A 15,810-nucleotide genomic window follows, 5' to 3' on the forward strand; every position below is an offset into this window, starting at 1 on the left:
CTCATGGCACCTCACGCACCCGAACTGTCGGTGGAGCTGGTCACCCGGTTGGTCGCCAGCCAGTTTCCCCACTGGGCCGGGCTGGCGGTGTCCGAGGTGCTGCCGGGCGGAAATGACAACCGGACGTTCAGGCTCGGTGACGAGTTCCTGGTCCGGATGCCGAGCGCCGCAGGCTACGCCCCCCAGGTGATGAAGGAGCACCGCTGGCTCCCGATGCTTGCCGCTGAGCTGCCGTTACCGATTCCCCAACCCGTGGCGCAGGGCGCACCCGACGACGACTACCCGTGGCCCTGGTCGGTCTACCGGTGGATCGACGGCACCGCTGCGAGCGACACCGGCCCGGTGGATCTGGCCGACTGCGCCGCTGCGCTGGGAGACTTCCTTCGGGCGTTGCACCGGATCGAGACGAACGGTGCTCCCCTGCCGGGTGAACACAATTTCCACCGCGGCGGACCGTTGGCCACCTACGACGCGGAGACCCGTGCTGCGATCGCCGACCTGGGGGAGGTGCTGCCCGGGGATGCCGCAATGGTGGTCTGGGAAGCCGCCCTGGGTGCGCCGTGGACCGGGCACCCGGTCTGGGTGCACGGCGACGTGGCGGCCGGGAACCTCCTGGTGGACAGCGACGGCCGGTTGGCCGCGGTGATCGACTTCGGCTGCTGCGCGGTCGGCGATCCGGCCTGCGATCTGACAATCGCCTGGACCCTCCTGGATCAATCCGGCCGGGAAGTGTTCCGCGACCGGGTGCGCCTCGATGACGGGACCTGGGCACGGGCCCGGGGATGGGCCCTGTGGAAGGCCCTCATCACCCTGGTCGAATGCATCGGCACGGGCTCCGACGGGGAGTCAGCCACCCGCCGGGTGATCAGCGAAGTACTGAAGGACCATCAGGGACAGCCTTAGCGGCGGACCTTCCGGCGTCCACTCATGCCCTCGGCCACACCGATCAGCAGCACGGAGGCGATGACCGCAACGATGAAGCCAAACACATTCAGCTCAAAGATCTGCCCGGTGCCCAGGAGGCTGGCGATCACTCCACCGATCACCGAGCCGGCAAGTCCCAGCAACAGGGTCGCGAGGAGGCTGAGGTTCTGCTTGCCTGGCTTGATGAGCCGTGCCAATGCGCCGATGATGAGTCCAGCGACGATGAATCCGATCACGATAACAATCCGTTCTGTGGGGGGCTTTCCCGTTCCGGCGGGAAAGAGTGCCATTTGGTAACACTACTGATGAAATTCTATCGGGAGCGCACTGCCCAGTGAAACCGGCCAGTGCGCCGCCGTCGCCGTCGGCAGGTACCCAACTAAGCTGATCCCATGACTGTTCTCGTATTCCTTGATCCCGCCTACGACGACGGTCGCGTGGCCGACGCCACCCAGCCGCAGATCATGGCCACCGACCTTGGCGCGACGCGCGGAGACGGCATTTTCGAGTCGCTCCTGGCCCTCAACGGTGAGGCCCGGAAAGTGCAGGCGCACCTCGACCGACTCGCGTCCTCGGCGCGGGCGCTGGACCTTGACCTGCCCCCACAGGAGGCATGGCGGCGGGCAATTGCTACAGCGCTCGACGAGTACACGGCGGGTGCTGACGTTCTGCCGGAGACCGAGCTGACGGTGAAGCTGGTAGTGACCCGCGGGGTCGAGGGGGCCACGACGCCCACCGCCTGGGTGCAGGTGGCGCCGGTCCCCGAGAAGACCCGGCGGCAGCGGCGGGACGGGCTGGCAGTGCTGCTCCTCGACCGGGGGTATGACAGCACGGTGGCCCAGCGGGCGCCGTGGCTACTGATGGGCGCAAAAACCCTTTCCTATGCGGTCAACATGGCCGCGGTCAGGTACGCGCAGGCCCATGGCGCCGACGATGTCATCTTCACCTCCTCCGACGGCAAGGTGCTGGAGGGGCCCACCTCCACGGTCCTGCTGGCCCGGGTCCGGGACGGCGTGAAGACGCTGCTGACCCCCCAGCTGGAGAGCGGTATCCTGCCCGGAACTTCACAGAGTGCGCTCTTCGAGGTGGCGAAGTCTGCCGGGTGGGAACTCGGGTACGGTCCGCTGGTCCCCGCAGAGCTGTACGACGCCGACGGCGTCTGGCTGATCTCCAGTATCCGGCTGCTCGCCCCAGTCAACTCGCTCGACGGACAACGGCTTCCCACCCCGCCCGAGCTCACCGAGGAACTGTCGGCACTGGTAGCGAAAATATCCTGACGCCGGTTGTCGATTTCCGCCCGGGTGAGCCGTCATGGACATGAGCGGCGCAACAGGGCGCCTTCGGAGGACACGATAGGAGCTTTCAGATGAGAACTGAATACATCATCCTGCTGCATGACAACGAGCGCGCCTGGCTCGACGCGACACCCTCACAACGCGCCGAGACCTTCGCACGGCATGACGAGTTCACCCGGCGCTGCGGCGAGGACGGGCACAAGATCACCGGAGGCGCGGAACTGCAGCCGTCCGGGACCGCCAGGATTGTGCGGGGCGGCAGCGTCGGCATCACCGATGGGCCCTACACCGAGACGGCAGAGCAGCTGGGCGGTTTTTACCTGGTGGAAACTGACAACCTCGAATCCCTTGCGCACCTGGTCAGTGAGCTGCTGGCCGACACCACCGGGCCCGCCGAAATCCGGGCCACCATCCCGCCGAGCGAGGGCAGCTAGATGAAAATCGCAGTCTTTCTCTACCAAGACGAGTCGATCTGGGCGAATGCCACCGAAGCCGAACAGGAACAGTGGATGGGCGAACACGATGCCTTCTCAGAGGCAGCCCGCCAGCGAGGGACGATCATCGCCGGGGAAGCGCTGGCCGCCGTCTCGACAGCGACGACCGTGCGGCGACGCGGGGATCAGGTGAGTCTGACCGATGGGCCGTTCGCTGAAACCGCCGAGCAGCTGGGTGGTTTCTACGTGTTGGACGTGCCGGACCTCGACGTCGCGGTGGACCTGGTGAAGCTGCTGCCCGAGTACACGGTGGAGCTGCGCCCCATCACCGAATACTGATCCATCACCGAGAACTGATCCGTCACCGAATACCAGGGAGCACACCGATGTCGGTTCCGTCCGGGGACGCACACGCTGCCCTCGAGCGGGCCTGGCAGGACCATTGGGCCAGGCTCCTCGCCCTGCTGGTGGGCCGGTTCCGCAGGCTTGACCTCGCCGAGGATGCGCTGGCCGAAGCGTTCGCTGCGGCGGTCCGCACCTGGCCGCGGGACGGAACCCCCGACTCCCCTGCGGCCTGGCTGCTCACAGCCGCCCGGCGTCGCGCCCTGGACCAGGTGCGTGCCGAGGCCATCGCGCGGCGGCGGGAACCGCTCATGGTGGTCGACACCGAAGTGCGAGCCCACGCCGCTCAGGCAATCGACGCCGGCGGCCACATACCCGACGAGCGGCTGCGCATGCTCTTCACCTGCTGCCACCCGGCGCTCTCCGCCGATGCCCGGGCGGCCCTTGCACTGAGGTTCGTCAACGGCCTCAGCGTCACCGAGATTGCCCGCCTGTTCCTGGTCCAGGAGTCGACCATGGCCGCCCGGCTCACCCGGGCCAAGAAGAAGGTGGCGGCGGCGGGGATTCCGTTCACCCTTCCGGCAGCGGACCGGCTGGCCGAACGGCTGGAGGTAGTGGCCGCCGTCATCTACCTTGTCTTCACCGCCGGGTACGCTCCGGCCACCGGTGAAGACCCGGTGCGCACCTCGTCCGCTGCCGAGGCGATCCGGTTGGCCAGGCTACTCGATGATCTGCTCCCCAACCAGCCGGTGGTCCTCGCCTTGCTCGGCCTGATGGCTCTCCAGCATTCCCGGCGGGACGCCCGGGTAGCAGCCGATGGCTCGCTGGTGCTCCTGCCGGACCAGGACCGGAGCCGATGGCATACCGCCGAGATCCGGTCCGGGCTGGACCTCCTGGACAGGGTTCCCCCGGGAACATCGGGGCTGGCGTTGGAGTACCTGCTCCAGGCCCGGATCGCCGCCGAGCATGCTGTCGCAGCCCGCGCAGCCGACACCCGGTGGCACCGGATCGCAACCCTGTACGCCGAGTTGGAAGCGCTGACCGGTTCCCCCGTGGTGCGGCTCGCGCGCGCCGTTGCCGTGCTGGAGGACGAAGGCCCCGTGGCCGGTCTCGCGCTGCTGGCCGGGCTGGAAGAACGGCTCCCCCACCACCATCGTCTTCCCGCGGTGCGGGCCGAGCTTCTGGCACGCGCGGGTCGGGCACCGGAGGCGGCTGCCTCGTTTCACGCCGCGATCGCACTCTGCGGTAATGCTGCAGAACGGGACCACCTCCGGCGTCGGGCCGCTGAGGTCGGCGAACAGGCGGGCCGGGGCAACGAGCCGTCCGGCTAACTGGCGTCGAGGAGGAAGTTCCAGGTCCCGGCCAGCACCGCGGCGGTGACCGCTGTTCCGGCGATCAGCACGCCGACCAGGCAAACCCAGAGGTCCAGCCGGGTGAAGGTGCTTTCCCTCGCCCAGGTGCGGTCCCCTGCTCCGAACCCGCGCGCCTCCATGGCCACCGCCAGCCGGGTGGCCCGACGGATGGCCTGCACAATCAGTCCGAACCCCTGCCCCAGGAAGTTTCGAAACCGGGCCACGGGATTGCCTTCAAACCCGACCCCGCGGGCATGCCGGGCCAGGCCGAGTGTCCGCCACTCGTCCACCAAAAGACCCACCAACCGCAGCCCCGCAAGTGCACCCAGCACAAACCGGTGCGGCATCCTCAGTTTCTGCGCCAGCGCGTCGGCGAGATCCGTCGGGTCGGTGGTCGTCAGCAGGAAAATACCGGGAAGGGCGATGGCCAGCCCACGCAACCCGATAGCGATCCCCGAGTTCACCGAGTCCTGGGTGAAGAGCACCGGACCGAATTCCAGGAGCACCGCTCCCGTCTTCTCCGCCAGCAGGGCCGTGCCATAACCCGCGACCACCGCCGCCACGACCAGCGGCCACGTTCGCTTCAGCAGTTGCCAGGCGCTGATCCCCAGCAGCGGGAGCAGCAGCAGTTCGCTCCCCAGCACGACGGCGGCGCTCACCCAGTCGATGCTGAGCATCACCACCACGGTCACCAGGACCGCAGCGAACAGTTTGGATAGCGGGTTGGCCCGCGGCAGGAGCCGCCCGGTGAGCTGCGGCGTCAGCACATCAACGCTCACGAGGCCGCCTCCGGTACTGCCTGGCTATCGGCGACACGCAGCAGCCGGCTTCCCAGCGCCTCGGTGAACTCCTGGTCGTGGGTGACGGCCACCAGGCTGCCACCGCCCTGAATCAGTTCAGCCATCAGGGCTACCAGCTCCGCCCAGGTGTTGGCGTCCTGCCCGAAGGTGGGCTCATCCAGCACCAGGATGTCGGGGTTCGTGGCCAGCATGGTCGCCACCGACAAGCGGCGCTTTTCACCGCCGGAGAGCGTGAAGGGGTTGGCTTGCAGCAGCGATGTGAGCCTGAGCCGCTCAGCGATCGGATCGACCCGCCGCCGGAGGGTCGCCTCGTCGCTGCCTTCCAGACGGCGCGGCCCGAATTCGAGTTCGTCGATCACCCGGTGGGTGAGGAACTGGTGTTCGGGTTCCTGGAACACGGTTCCGATCCGGGTCACCAGCTGGGCTGACTTCCAGGCGTGGGGGTTGGTGCTGGCGCCGCGGGCGAGCGCCGGAGCGGCCTGAAGCACTCCGCCCCGCGGCGGAAGGAGCCCGGCCAGGGTCAGCGCGAGCGTGGATTTGCCGCCCCCGTTGGGTCCGACAATGCCCAGCGACGCCCCCGCCTGCAGGTCAACGTCGACGCCGTCGAGCACCACTGGACCGCGCCTGGTCCGGGCGACCGAAAGCCCACGGGCTGCCAGCAGCGGGTCCCCGGGGGACGGCAGCACCCCTGGCACAGCTGGCTGGTGCCCGGGGATCCACACGCCGGCCTCCGCCAGCCGCTCGCGGGTGCGGGAGTCCGTGAGGACGGTGCCCGGCGGGCCATCGGCGAGGATACCGCCGTCGGCCGCCAGCACCACCACCCGGTCCACCACGTCAGCCCAGACCGCCACCCGGTGTTCCACCACCACGAAGGTGGCACCGGTTCGATCCAGGACACGGACGACGGCGTCCCGCACCTCCAGGACACCCTCGGGGTCGAGGTTGGCTGTCGGTTCATCCAGCAGCAGCAGCCCGGGCTGCATGGCCAGCACCGCGGCGAGAGCGAGGCGCTGCTTTTGCCCGCCGGAAAGCGCGGTGGTGGACCGGTCCAGGGGAACGTCCAGCCCGACGTCGTCGAGCGCCCGCCGCACCCGCTCCCAGATTTCCGCGCGGGGGACGGACTGGTTCTCGGCCCCGAACGCCACCTCGTCGCCCACCCGGGCGAGGACGATCTGCGTGTCGGGGTCCTGCAGGACCAGCCCGGCGCGTCCCCGGACCCGGCCGGGCGGGCTTCCGTCGAGGGTGAGGGAACCGTGCTCCTCGCCCTGACCGTCGTCGCCGAGCACGCCCGCCAGGCCATGCAGCAGGGTGGACTTCCCGGAACCGGACGCGCCAAGCAACAACACCCGTTCCCCGGGCTCGACCACCAGGTCAATGTCCTGGACCGCTGGTCTCTTGCGCCCGGCGTGCCGCCAGCTCCAGCCGCAGGCTGCGATCCTGACGGCTGCCCGCTCCCTCGTTTGCTCGGCCATACCGGTTAGACGTCAGCCGTTCGTCCGGCGGCGAAGGCGGACAGGACGCCTGTCTTAGCCAGTCCCCGGACGGCCAGCCACGAGAGAAGCCCCGCGATCACCACACCGGAGATGGATGCGAAGACCACGTACATGAGCTGCCATTCCACGGCCCAGAGGGCGTTGTAGAGGATGTTCTCGGAGATGGCGAGGGCCAGTCCAGCACCCAGCCCGGCGAGCAACGCCACCCCGAGGTTCCATTTGCGGTAGAGGAACAGCAGGAAGATCAGCTCGGCCCCCAGTCCCTGGATGGCACCGGAGAGCAGGGTGGTCAGGCCAAACTGGGTGCCGAGGAGTGCCGAAACGGCGGCCGCCAGCACCTCGCAGTAAATGGCCGCGCCGGGTTTCCTGATGATGAGGCCGCCGAGAACCCCGGCGATCAGCCACCCTCCGGTATAGAGTCCTGCCAGTGGCGGGAACGCACTGGTGATCGCCGCGATCCCTGTGTAACCGGCGGACCAGGCGAAGAACACCACCCCGACGGCGACCGCCACCACCGACGCGACGACGATATCGACCACGCGCCACTGATAGTTGGGGCGTCGGGTGGGGGTGTTACGGGTTTGTGCTGGTGATGAAGCCATGTTGAATTCCTCCTGAGGTACAGGAGGGGAGGGCACCTAAGGCCTGCAGCAATGCCACTGGCCGGGCACCCTGAGATACTCGACTCCCTTCGCCGGTACTAGCCGGATCAGGTTCGAGGGTCTGCGGTAGTCCGCACTCTCAGCGCCCGCTCATGATCTGAGCGGCGCTCCCCTGTCGTATGTTTAGCATTTTCCAGCGTACACCTGATCGTTTCACTCCGCCCCCAAACCACCCAGCGTTCGGCGACGGATGCGTCGTTGTCGACGAGGCGAAACGCTAGGCTAGGAAAAAGAGCAACCATCGAAGGAGACACCCATGAACCAGTTTATGAAACTGCTCGGCGTAGCACTGAGCCTCGGAGCCGGAATTGTCGGCGCCAAGCTGGTGGATTTCATCTGGCACAAGACCACCGGCAAGGCATCACCCAAGGATGAGGACGCCCTCGAGAACAGCCTGCGCTCCGCCATCGCGTTCGCCTTGATTTCCGGGGCCGTCCGGGCGGTCCTGCAGGTCCTCACCAACCGCACCACGCAGAAGGCAGCCCTCCGGTTCGCGAAGACCCGCGACCTGACCTAGGCGCCCGCTTTACGTCTCGTCGGGGCGCTCGGCCATATTCGGGTCGGGCGCCCTTTTGCCGGCCGCCTTCTCTACGACCTCATCGAGTTCGTCCATGCTGAGCAGGTCACGCCGCATGTGCTTGGTACGGTAGCCTGCTCGTCCCACCATGTGGGCCGAGACGGGGACGGTCAGCAGCATGAAGATCCAGCACAACAACAGCACGGGCAGCAGGACCCAGCTGCCCAGCTGCAGTGCCATCGCCAGCAGGAACAACAGCAACCCCAACACCTGGGGTTTGGTGGCCGCATGCATTCTGGCCAACAGGTCAGGAAACCGGAGCAGCCCGACACCGGCAGCAACGGACATGAGGGAACCGCCGATCAGGAACACGGCGGTCAGGGCGTCAATCACAGTCTCGTTCATGTCCTATTTCCTGTCCGTCACGAAGCGCGCCACGGTGACCGAGCCGATGAACCCGATCACCGAGATGGCTACCAGGAGCACCACGTTGTCCAGGTGCCGGTTGACCGCCATATCCATGGCAAGCGCCCCACCGATGGTGGCGAGCAGCACGTCGATGGCGAGCACCCGGTCCAGGATGGAGGGGCCCCGGGCAATGCGGTACAGGGCGCACAGGGCGGCCAGGACGAGCAGGCCCGCAGAGATGATGATGGCGACAGTCATCATGTGCTGGCCCCTTCCTGACGGGAGTCGTTCTCCTCATCGAACCGGTCCTCGGCTGTCAGCAGCGCCAGATCGTCCCGCGTTCCCATGATCCTGATCAGCCAGGCTTCGGTGGCGCGCACGTCGGACCGGATTTTTGCAGCATCTTCGGGGGTGACGACGTTCAGGCAGTGCAGGTACAGGGTTGAGGTGGAACGGTCCACCTCAATCACCAGCGATCCGGGGATCAGGGACAGGGCATGCCCTGTGGTGGTGACCAGCAGGTCTGACGGGCTACGCAATTGCACGGCGACGACGGCGTTCACAAGGTGCGGCCCGCGGGTCAACGAGAGCCAGAACACCTCGAAGCTTGCGACCACCAGCTTGTAGATGAACCGGACCGCGAACGGCACGGCGTAGAGCACGTTGAACCGTCCGCTGAGCTCCACCGGGGGCAGGTACAGCAGATTGGCGACGGCGTAGGCGATCAGGCCGCCGAAGATGAGGTTACCCGGGCTGAAGTCCTGCCAGAGTGCACCCCAGACAATGACCAGCCAGATGATCAGGGGCAGTTCGGTGATGAACGGGATCTTCTGCCGGGTCATGGTGCGCTCCCCTCGCCGAGGACAGCCTCAATGTAGTCGGTGCGTTCCAGCATGTTTTTCGCTGCGTTGTCGCTGATCTCGAACAGCGGGCCAGCCAGCAGGGTGAGCAGCAGGCCGAGCCCCACGAGTCCCATGGTCGGACCGACCATGGTGCGTGGCAGCAGGTTGACGGGGTTGCGTCCGGAGAACCGGCCGGTCGTTTCACCGTTGACGCGCTGCGAGGTGCGGACCGCTGAACCGTCAGCCTTGGTTGCCAGCAGGATGGGGTCGGGATGGAGGGCGTCTTCCGGGCGGCGCCAGAACGCGCGGTTCCAGACCCTCGCGATCGCCAGAAGTGTCAGCAGAGAGGTGATCACGCTGGCGCCGACGGCCACGTAGGCGATCGGCGAGCCCAGCTCGACGCCTGCCTGCAGGATCCCCAGCTTGCCAAGGAAGCCGGAGAACGGCGGGATGCCGGCAAGGTTCATGGCCGGAATGAAGAACAGGATTCCGAGGAGCGGAGAGAGTTTGGCCAGACCGCCAAGGCGGTCCATGTTGGCGGTCCCGCCACGACGTTCAATCAGCCCAGTGACCAGGAAGAGACTGGTCTGCACGGTGATGTGGTGGGCCACGTAGAAAATGGCAGCACCCAAGCCGACCACCGTGGAAATCGCCAGCCCGAAAATCATGAATCCGATGTGGCTGACCAGGGTGAAGGAGAGCATTCGTTTGATGTCGGACTGTGCCAGGGCACCGAGGATACCCACCACCATGGTGAGGATCGCGACCACCATCAGCAGCGTATTGATCCGGTCGCCCGGAAAAAGGAGGGTCTCGGTGCGAACCATCGCGTACACGCCCACCTTGGTAAGCAGGCCAGCGAACACTGCGGTCACCGGTGCTGGCGCCGTCGGGTAGGAGTCGGGCAGCCAGAAGGAGAGCGGGAACACCGCAGCCTTGATCCCGAAGGCGACGAGCAGCATCAGGTGCAGCATCATCTGCGTCGCCGGGTCGATTTCGCCCAGTTTCACGGCGAGGTCGGCCAGGTTGATGGTGCCGGTAGCCGCGTAGATCATGCCGATCGCGATCAGGAACAGGAGGGAGGACACCACGCTGACCACCACGTAGGTGACCCCGGCACGGATCCGGGGTGTGGTTCCGCCCAGGGTCATCAGCACGTAGCTTGCGGTCAGCAGGATCTCGAAGCCGACGTACAGGTTGAACAGGTCACCGGACATGAACGCGTTGGAGACGCCCGCCACCAGGATGAGGTAGGTGGGGTGGAAGATCGAGATCGGCCCGTCCTCGTCCCCGTCGGTCATTCCCTGCCCGGTGGCGTAGACCAGCACGGCCAGGCTGATTGCCGTTGAGATGACCAGCATCAGCGCCGAGAACTGATCGACCACCAGGGTGATGCCGAACGGTGGCATCCAGCCGCCGATGAACACCGCGGTTGCGCCGTTCACTGCAGCGTTCTGGAGCAGGAACAGTTCGAGGATCAGGGTGATGCTCAGCGTGGAGATGCTCACCGCACGCTGTGACCTTGAGTGGCGGATCAGGAGGAAGGCGATTGCCGCACCGAGGAAGGGCAGGACTACCGCCAGCGGTGCGTAGCTTGCGATGTTCACCGTGGCTCCTTCGGGTCGGCGGAGAGGTCGAGGACTCCTGCGTTCTGGGATCCGGGGGCTTCCTCGGCCTCCTCAAGCGGCGTGAACTCGGTGGTCTCCTCGGGCACATCGGCGTCGTCTTCGGCGTCGAAGCTGCTCTGACTGGCCACCCTGCGGTCCTCCATGTCGTCCTGCACCTCATCGCGCCTGCCCAGCACCCAGGACCGGTAGATGATGCCGAGCATGAAGGCTGTGACGGCGAAGGAGATCACAATGGCCGTGAGGATCAGCGCCTGGGGCAGCGGATCAGAGTAGGCGTCGGCGGGGATTTCCTCGGAGTACAGCGGTGCGACGCCAGCCCGGCCTCCGGTGGAGAGCAGGAGAATGTTGGCACCGTTGGCCAGCAGGATCAGGCCCAGCAGGACCCGGGTCAGGCTGCGCTCCAGCAGCAGGTAGATGCCGCCCGCGAAGAGGGCTGCCATGACCACCAGCAGGGTGATGTTCACGCTCATCGGACCACTCCCTCGCCGGACTCGGTATGTTCTTGTTGCTGCGCCTGCATGTCGTCCGGATCGGTCGATGCGGAGAGGCCCTCGCTGCGTTCGTCAATCTCCGAGCCCAGGCTGCGCAGCACGTCAAGCACCAGCCCAACGACCACCAGATAGACGCCGATGTCGAAGATGGTCGAGGTGACGAACTTGACGTCCCCGAAGACCGGCATCCAGAACTCCAGGATGGCGGTCTGGAGGATCTGACCGCCCAGCAGCAGCGGGATCAATGCGCTGAGGGAGGTGGTCGCCATACCCGCACCGAGCAAAACCCCCGCACTGACCGGGCTGGCTTCCGCCAGCTCGAAGCGCCCACCCGCCAGGTAGCGCACGGTCAGTGCCAGCCCGGCCATCAGCCCACCGGCGAATCCACCGCCCGGCAGATTGTGGCCCGCGAGGAGCAGGTAGATCGAGAAAATGATGATCGAGTGGAAAAGCAACCGGGTGATGACCTCGAAGATGATCGACCTGCGCTCGGGTGCGAGGGTCCGTCCGGCCACCAGCCACGCGTCCCGGGAGACCGACGAGAACTTCTTCGCCAGCTCCAGCGCCGCGGCTTCCCGCCCGAACACGCCCAGGGGTTCCTGCCCGCGATCGACCGAACCAGATTTGACGCTTTCGGCCCGCTGGCGGGTGTCACCGCGCCCGCGGATGAAGATCAGGCTGGCAATACCGGTGGCGGCAATGGCCAGCACCGAAATCTCGCCGTAAGTGTCCCAGGCCCTGATGTCCACCAGGGTGACGTTGACGATGTTCTCCCCGCCTCCGCCCTCGTAGGCCAGGCCCGGATATTCAAGGGACACCGGGGCGGCGATGCGTGAGGCCATGGAGGACATCGCGATTGCCGCCATGACCAGACCGAAGGAGATCCCCAGGACGGCGCGGAGCAACCGGTACCGTCCCGGCTCCTTTTGCCACAGCCGTGCGGGTAGCGAGCGCAGCGCGAGCACGAAGGCGACCAGCACGATCGTCTCTACCAGCATTTGGGTCAACGCCAGGTCGGGGGCGCCCTGCAGCGCGAAAATCAGTGCCATTCCATACCCGGTCACCCCGACCATGAGCACCGCCATGAACCGCTTGGTGGCGCGGATCGCAGCGAGGATGCCAAGGATGATGACGACGCCGGCCGCCACCTGCGCCGGCGAGTCCGCGTAGTGCCACTGGTCCGGAAGCGGCGCGTCGTAGAACACGATCGCCGTCAGCGGAGTGATGATGGCCATGGTCAGGATGACGAAGAGATAGAACGCCAGCGAACCTCGCTGGGTGCGTCCGGTGATCCAGACGGCGACGTCGTCGAGCGTACCGATCGTGTATTTGTAGCCGCGTTCGGCGTCGATCAGGGCCGGTACCCTGGACTGTGCCCGCTCCACCTGGGCGCGGAACCAGAACAAGAGGACGCCGACGACGATGGTGACCACTGACAAGGCAAGGGCTGGGGTGAAACCGTGCCACAGGGCAAGGTAGCTGTCCTCGCCGTCGGCCTCGAACAGCGTCACGTACGGCTGAATGATGGCGTCCAGCGGGGCCGGCCAGAGTCCAAGCCCCACGGTGAAGACGGTGAGGAGGGCCGGGGCGAAAAGGAATGATTTCTCCACGCGGGTGAACTCAGTGGCTTCCTTCCCCTTGCAGGCGAATCCGCCCCAGACGAACCGGGCGCTGTAGGCGAAGGTGAGCGCCGAACCGGCCACTATGCCGATGAGCAGCAGGGTGCCGATGGGAGTGGGATCGATCTCTGCCTGATGGACAAAGGTCTCGAAGATTGATTCCTTGGCCACGAAACCCAGCAGGGGTGGAATGCCGGCCATTGATGCTGCGGCGATGGTCGCGATGACGGCGAGGGCGGGGGCAGTTTTGCGGATTCCGGCGAGCTTGCGGATATCGCGGGTGCCGGCCTGATGGTCGATGATGCCGACCACCAGGAACAGCGTCGCCTTGAACAGCCCGTGCGCCACGAGCATGCCGAGGCCGGCGAGCGCCCCGCCGGGCCCGCCCAGGCCTACCACCATGGTGAGGAATCCGAGCTGGCTGACGGTACCGTACGCGAGGATCAGTTTCAGGTCGTGCTGGCGCAGCGCCCGCCACCCGCCGATCAGCATGGTGGCCAATCCGAGGATCATGATCATCGGCAGCCAGGAGGCGGCGTCGGCAAACCCCGGGGCGAAACGCGCCACCAGGTAGATGCCGGCCTTCACCATCGCTGCCGCGTGCAGGTAAGCGCTCACCGGGGTGGGAGCGGCCATGGCGCCGGGGAGCCAGAAGTGGAACGGAATCAGCGCCGACTTGGTGACCGCTCCGACCAGGATCAGACCAATCGCGACGTCGACCACCAGTCCGTTGGACAGCAGCGATTCGGACTGGGCCATGATGTCCGAGATCCGATAGGTGCCAGCGGTCTGGCCCAGCATGATCATGCCGACCAGCATCGTGAGCCCGCCGAGGGTGGTGACAATCAGCGCCTGCAGGGCTGCGCGGCGTGCCGCAAGGCGGTGCCGGGAGTAACCGATCAGCAGGTAGGACAGGACCGTGGTCAGTTCCCAGAAAATGAACAGCAGGATCATGTCGTCGGCGGTGACCAGCCCGAACATGGCACCGGCGAACGCGAGGAGCTGAGCGCCGAACGGCCCGAGATTGGGGTCGTTCTGCTTGAAGTACCGTGCGCAGTAGAACAGGACCAGGGCACCGATGCCGAGGATGAGGAGCGATAGCACGGCGGCCAGCGTGTCCATCCGGAAGGCCAGTTCCAGGGTGAGGCTCGGGATCCACCGGAAGATGATGGACGGTGGAGCGTTGGGCTGGCCCTCGAGGAGGTTCTGCCCCTCCCCCGTGTACTGGTCGAAGGTGATGACCAGCCAGACGAACGCAGCACCGGGGACGGCAGCCAGCACGTAGAAGGCCGAGCGTCCGAGCCGGCGGAAGATCAGGGGCGCAACAAAGGCTACCGCGAACAACGCGATGAGCACGATTAGCACGATGATCTCCTGATCTCTCAGTGTGAGACGGTCAGCTGTTGACAGCACGGACGGTCAGGGGCTTCGACTTATTCTACCTGTGGAATACAGGGCATCCCGCCGGGTTACGCCGTCGGCAGTGGAGATGGTCGGCGCGGAATACCTGGTGGCGGTTACACGCTTAGTTCCGTCACGGCCATCTACCTCAGCTGCGCAGGGGGCAACGCGGGATAGCATTCACCCTATGAGCGTGGAATCCCCCCAGCCGGTACCGTCCCAGCACTCCTCCAGCGCCCGGGAGAAGGACGCAGTTCCAGGCCAGGCGAGCGGTGCGGGCAGGCTGCTGTCGCGGCCGGTACTCGCGTGGGCGTCATGGGACTGGGGGTCGGCCGCGTTCAACGCGGTGATGACCACCTTCGTGTTTACGGTGTACCTCACCAGTGACGCCTTCGGCGGGGAAGCCCGCGCCTCGGTGGTGCTGGGCTGGGGCCTCGCCATTGCAGGCGCCATGATCGCTTTACTCGCGCCGGTGACCGGCCAACGCTCCGACAACGGCGGACGGCGGAAGCTCTGGCTGGGGGTGAACAGCCTTTTGGTGGCCCTGCTCACCGGCCTCTGCTTCTTCGTCTTCCCCCAACCAGAGTTCCTGCTCCTGGGCGTCGCCCTGATCGCCCTGGCCAACATTTTCTTCGAGTTCGCCGGCGTGAACTACAACGCGATGCTGACCCAGATCTCGACCCCACGCAGTATCGGGCGGATCAGCGGGTTCGGGTGGGCGATGGGTTATGTCGGCGGAATTGTCGCGCTCATTCTGGTGCTGGTCGCGTTTGTGGAGCCAGCCTTCACCTGGTTTGGCTCCGACACCACTGACAGCCTGAACATCCGGTTGGTCGCGGTGTTCTCGGCCCTCTGGTTCCTGGCATTCGCGGTGCCGGTGATGTTTGCGGTTCCGGAAGTCCCGCGTCAGGACAAGGCAGCGCAGTTGGGCTTCCTCGCGTCCTATGGGCTGTTGTTCCGCCGGGTCAGGGCGATCTACCGGACCAGCCCGCACACCATCTTCTTCCTCCTGGCGAGCGCCATTTTCCGTGACGGTCTTGCGGCGGTTTTCACGTTCGGCGGCATCATCGCGGCGGGTACCTTCGGGTTCACACTGAGCGAGGTGATCGTCTTCGCCATCGCCGGGAACCTGATCGCCGCGGTCGGCGCGATCGTCGGTGGCTTCCTCGACGACCGGGTGGGCCCGAAACGGGTCATCATCGTCGCGCTGATTGGCCTGCTGATTGCTGGCTCCGCCGTCCTGATCCTCGGACCGGGCACCCACGAGGTGCTGGGCTTCACCTGGACCGGAGACGTGACGTTCTGGGTGTTCGGGCTGATGCTGACCCTGTTCGTCGGTCCGGCGCAGGCTTCCTCCCGCGCCTACCTGGCCCGCCTGGCGCCTGCGGGAGAAGAGGGTGAACTGTTTGGCCTCTACGCCACCACCGGCCGCGCGGTGAGCTTCCTCGCCCCGGCCCTCTTCGCCGCGTCGATCACCATCTTCGGTGAGCAGCGCTACGGGATCATCGGCATTCTGGTGGTGCTGCTCGCCGGGCTCCTGGTGTTGCTCCCGGTGAAGCCACCGGCGAAGGTGGCTCCCGCCGTCGTGCCGTCCTACTAGGT

General features: G+C 66.3%; 17 protein-coding genes and 1 riboswitch. Of the genes, 7 read left to right on the plus strand and 10 right to left on the minus strand.

Annotation, left to right across the window (positions count from 1 at the left end; all coding sequences use genetic code 11):
* Positions 1-3: 3 nt before the first annotated feature.
* The gene (locus IWX64_RS02085) at positions 4-903 is read left to right on the plus strand and encodes an aminoglycoside phosphotransferase family protein (protein WP_196865465.1); all 900 of its coding nucleotides are present in this window, start codon (positions 4-6) and stop codon (positions 901-903) included.
* Here the strand turns inward: IWX64_RS02085 and IWX64_RS02090 are convergent.
* Positions 900-1,214: a GlsB/YeaQ/YmgE family stress response membrane protein gene (locus IWX64_RS02090; RefSeq protein WP_334683120.1), complete on the minus strand. Its 315-nt coding sequence runs from the start codon at positions 1,212-1,214 to the stop codon at positions 900-902. The two genes, IWX64_RS02085 and IWX64_RS02090, sit on opposite strands and share 4 nt — an antisense overlap.
* A 102-nt stretch (positions 1,215-1,316) precedes the next feature.
* Between IWX64_RS02090 and IWX64_RS02095 the strand changes: the two genes are divergently transcribed.
* The 4 genes from IWX64_RS02095 to IWX64_RS02110 all read left to right on the plus strand — a co-directional run bounded on the left by IWX64_RS02095 (position 1,317) and on the right by IWX64_RS02110 (position 4,326).
* Positions 1,317-2,201 carry an aminodeoxychorismate lyase gene (locus IWX64_RS02095; protein WP_196865466.1) on the plus strand — a complete coding sequence of 295 codons (885 nt, stop codon included), beginning with the start codon at positions 1,317-1,319 and terminating at the stop codon, positions 2,199-2,201.
* A gap of 89 nt (positions 2,202-2,290) precedes the next feature.
* Entirely contained in the window at positions 2,291-2,653 is a 363-nt protein-coding gene (locus IWX64_RS02100) for a YciI family protein (RefSeq protein ID WP_196865467.1), read from the plus strand.
* A complete protein-coding gene (locus IWX64_RS02105) occupies positions 2,654-2,992 on the plus strand; it encodes a YciI family protein (protein ID WP_196865468.1) in 339 nt (112 codons plus the stop codon).
* Between the two features lie 47 nt (positions 2,993-3,039).
* Entirely contained in the window at positions 3,040-4,326 is a 1,287-nt protein-coding gene (locus IWX64_RS02110) for an RNA polymerase sigma factor (RefSeq protein WP_196865469.1), read from the plus strand.
* On the opposite strand, the gene IWX64_RS02115 is transcribed toward IWX64_RS02110, so the two are convergent.
* From IWX64_RS02115 to IWX64_RS02125, 3 genes are read right to left on the minus strand one after another with little or no spacing between them, the layout of a single operon-like run.
* The gene (locus IWX64_RS02115) at positions 4,323-5,126 is read right to left on the minus strand and encodes an energy-coupling factor transporter transmembrane component T family protein (protein WP_196865470.1); all 804 of its coding nucleotides are present in this window, start codon (positions 5,124-5,126) and stop codon (positions 4,323-4,325) included. The genes IWX64_RS02110 and IWX64_RS02115 overlap by 4 nt on opposite strands.
* Positions 5,123-6,619: an ABC transporter ATP-binding protein gene (locus IWX64_RS02120; protein ID WP_196865471.1), complete on the minus strand. Its 1,497-nt coding sequence runs from the start codon at positions 6,617-6,619 to the stop codon at positions 5,123-5,125. The genes IWX64_RS02115 and IWX64_RS02120 overlap by 4 nt, the downstream gene beginning before the upstream one ends.
* A gap of 5 nt (positions 6,620-6,624) precedes the next feature.
* Positions 6,625-7,242 (minus strand): ECF transporter S component, encoded by a 618-nt coding sequence (locus tag IWX64_RS02125; protein WP_196865472.1) that lies wholly within the window; start codon positions 7,240-7,242, stop codon positions 6,625-6,627.
* A 67-nt stretch (positions 7,243-7,309) separates the two neighbouring features.
* Positions 7,310-7,426, minus strand: a riboswitch (TPP riboswitch).
* Between the two features lie 132 nt (positions 7,427-7,558).
* Between IWX64_RS02125 and IWX64_RS02130 the strand changes: the two genes are divergently transcribed.
* Positions 7,559-7,819, plus strand: a complete 261-nt coding sequence (locus IWX64_RS02130) for a DUF4235 domain-containing protein (protein WP_196865473.1) — start codon at positions 7,559-7,561, stop codon at positions 7,817-7,819.
* Between the two features lie 9 nt (positions 7,820-7,828).
* Here the strand turns inward: IWX64_RS02130 and mnhG are convergent, their stop codons facing one another.
* The 6 genes from mnhG to IWX64_RS02160 are packed head-to-tail and all read right to left on the minus strand — an operon-like array spanning position 7,829 to position 14,172.
* Positions 7,829-8,224: a monovalent cation/H(+) antiporter subunit G gene (gene mnhG, locus IWX64_RS02135; RefSeq protein WP_196865474.1), complete on the minus strand. Its 396-nt coding sequence runs from the start codon at positions 8,222-8,224 to the stop codon at positions 7,829-7,831.
* Between the two features lie 3 nt (positions 8,225-8,227).
* Positions 8,228-8,485: a monovalent cation/H+ antiporter complex subunit F gene (locus IWX64_RS02140; protein ID WP_395939862.1), complete on the minus strand. Its 258-nt coding sequence runs from the start codon at positions 8,483-8,485 to the stop codon at positions 8,228-8,230.
* Positions 8,485-9,069, minus strand: coding sequence for a Na+/H+ antiporter subunit E (locus IWX64_RS02145; protein WP_196865476.1), 585 nt, complete (start codon positions 9,067-9,069; stop codon positions 8,485-8,487). The genes IWX64_RS02140 and IWX64_RS02145 overlap by 1 nt, the downstream gene beginning before the upstream one ends.
* A complete protein-coding gene (locus IWX64_RS02150) occupies positions 9,066-10,676 on the minus strand; it encodes a Na+/H+ antiporter subunit D (RefSeq protein WP_196865477.1) in 1,611 nt (536 codons plus the stop codon). The genes IWX64_RS02145 and IWX64_RS02150 overlap by 4 nt, the downstream gene beginning before the upstream one ends.
* On the minus strand, positions 10,673-11,167 hold the full coding sequence (locus IWX64_RS02155) for a Na(+)/H(+) antiporter subunit C (protein ID WP_196865478.1): 495 nt from the start codon (positions 11,165-11,167) through the stop codon (positions 10,673-10,675). Before IWX64_RS02155 ends, IWX64_RS02150 begins: the two co-directional genes overlap by 4 nt.
* A complete protein-coding gene (locus tag IWX64_RS02160) occupies positions 11,164-14,172 on the minus strand; it encodes a Na+/H+ antiporter subunit A (RefSeq protein WP_196865479.1) in 3,009 nt (1,002 codons plus the stop codon). Before IWX64_RS02160 ends, IWX64_RS02155 begins: the two co-directional genes overlap by 4 nt.
* Before the next feature lie 124 nt (positions 14,173-14,296).
* Here IWX64_RS02160 and IWX64_RS02165 point away from each other — a divergent pair, with 124 nt between their 5' ends.
* The gene (locus IWX64_RS02165; RefSeq protein ID WP_334683126.1) at positions 14,297-15,808 is read left to right on the plus strand and encodes an MFS transporter; all 1,512 of its coding nucleotides are present in this window, start codon (positions 14,297-14,299) and stop codon (positions 15,806-15,808) included.
* Positions 15,809-15,810 lie beyond the last annotated feature (2 nt).

Origin of the sequence: Arthrobacter sp. CAN_A212, from assembly GCF_015752345.1 — a bacterium.
Classification (GTDB): Bacteria; Actinomycetota; Actinomycetes; order Actinomycetales; family Micrococcaceae; genus Arthrobacter_D.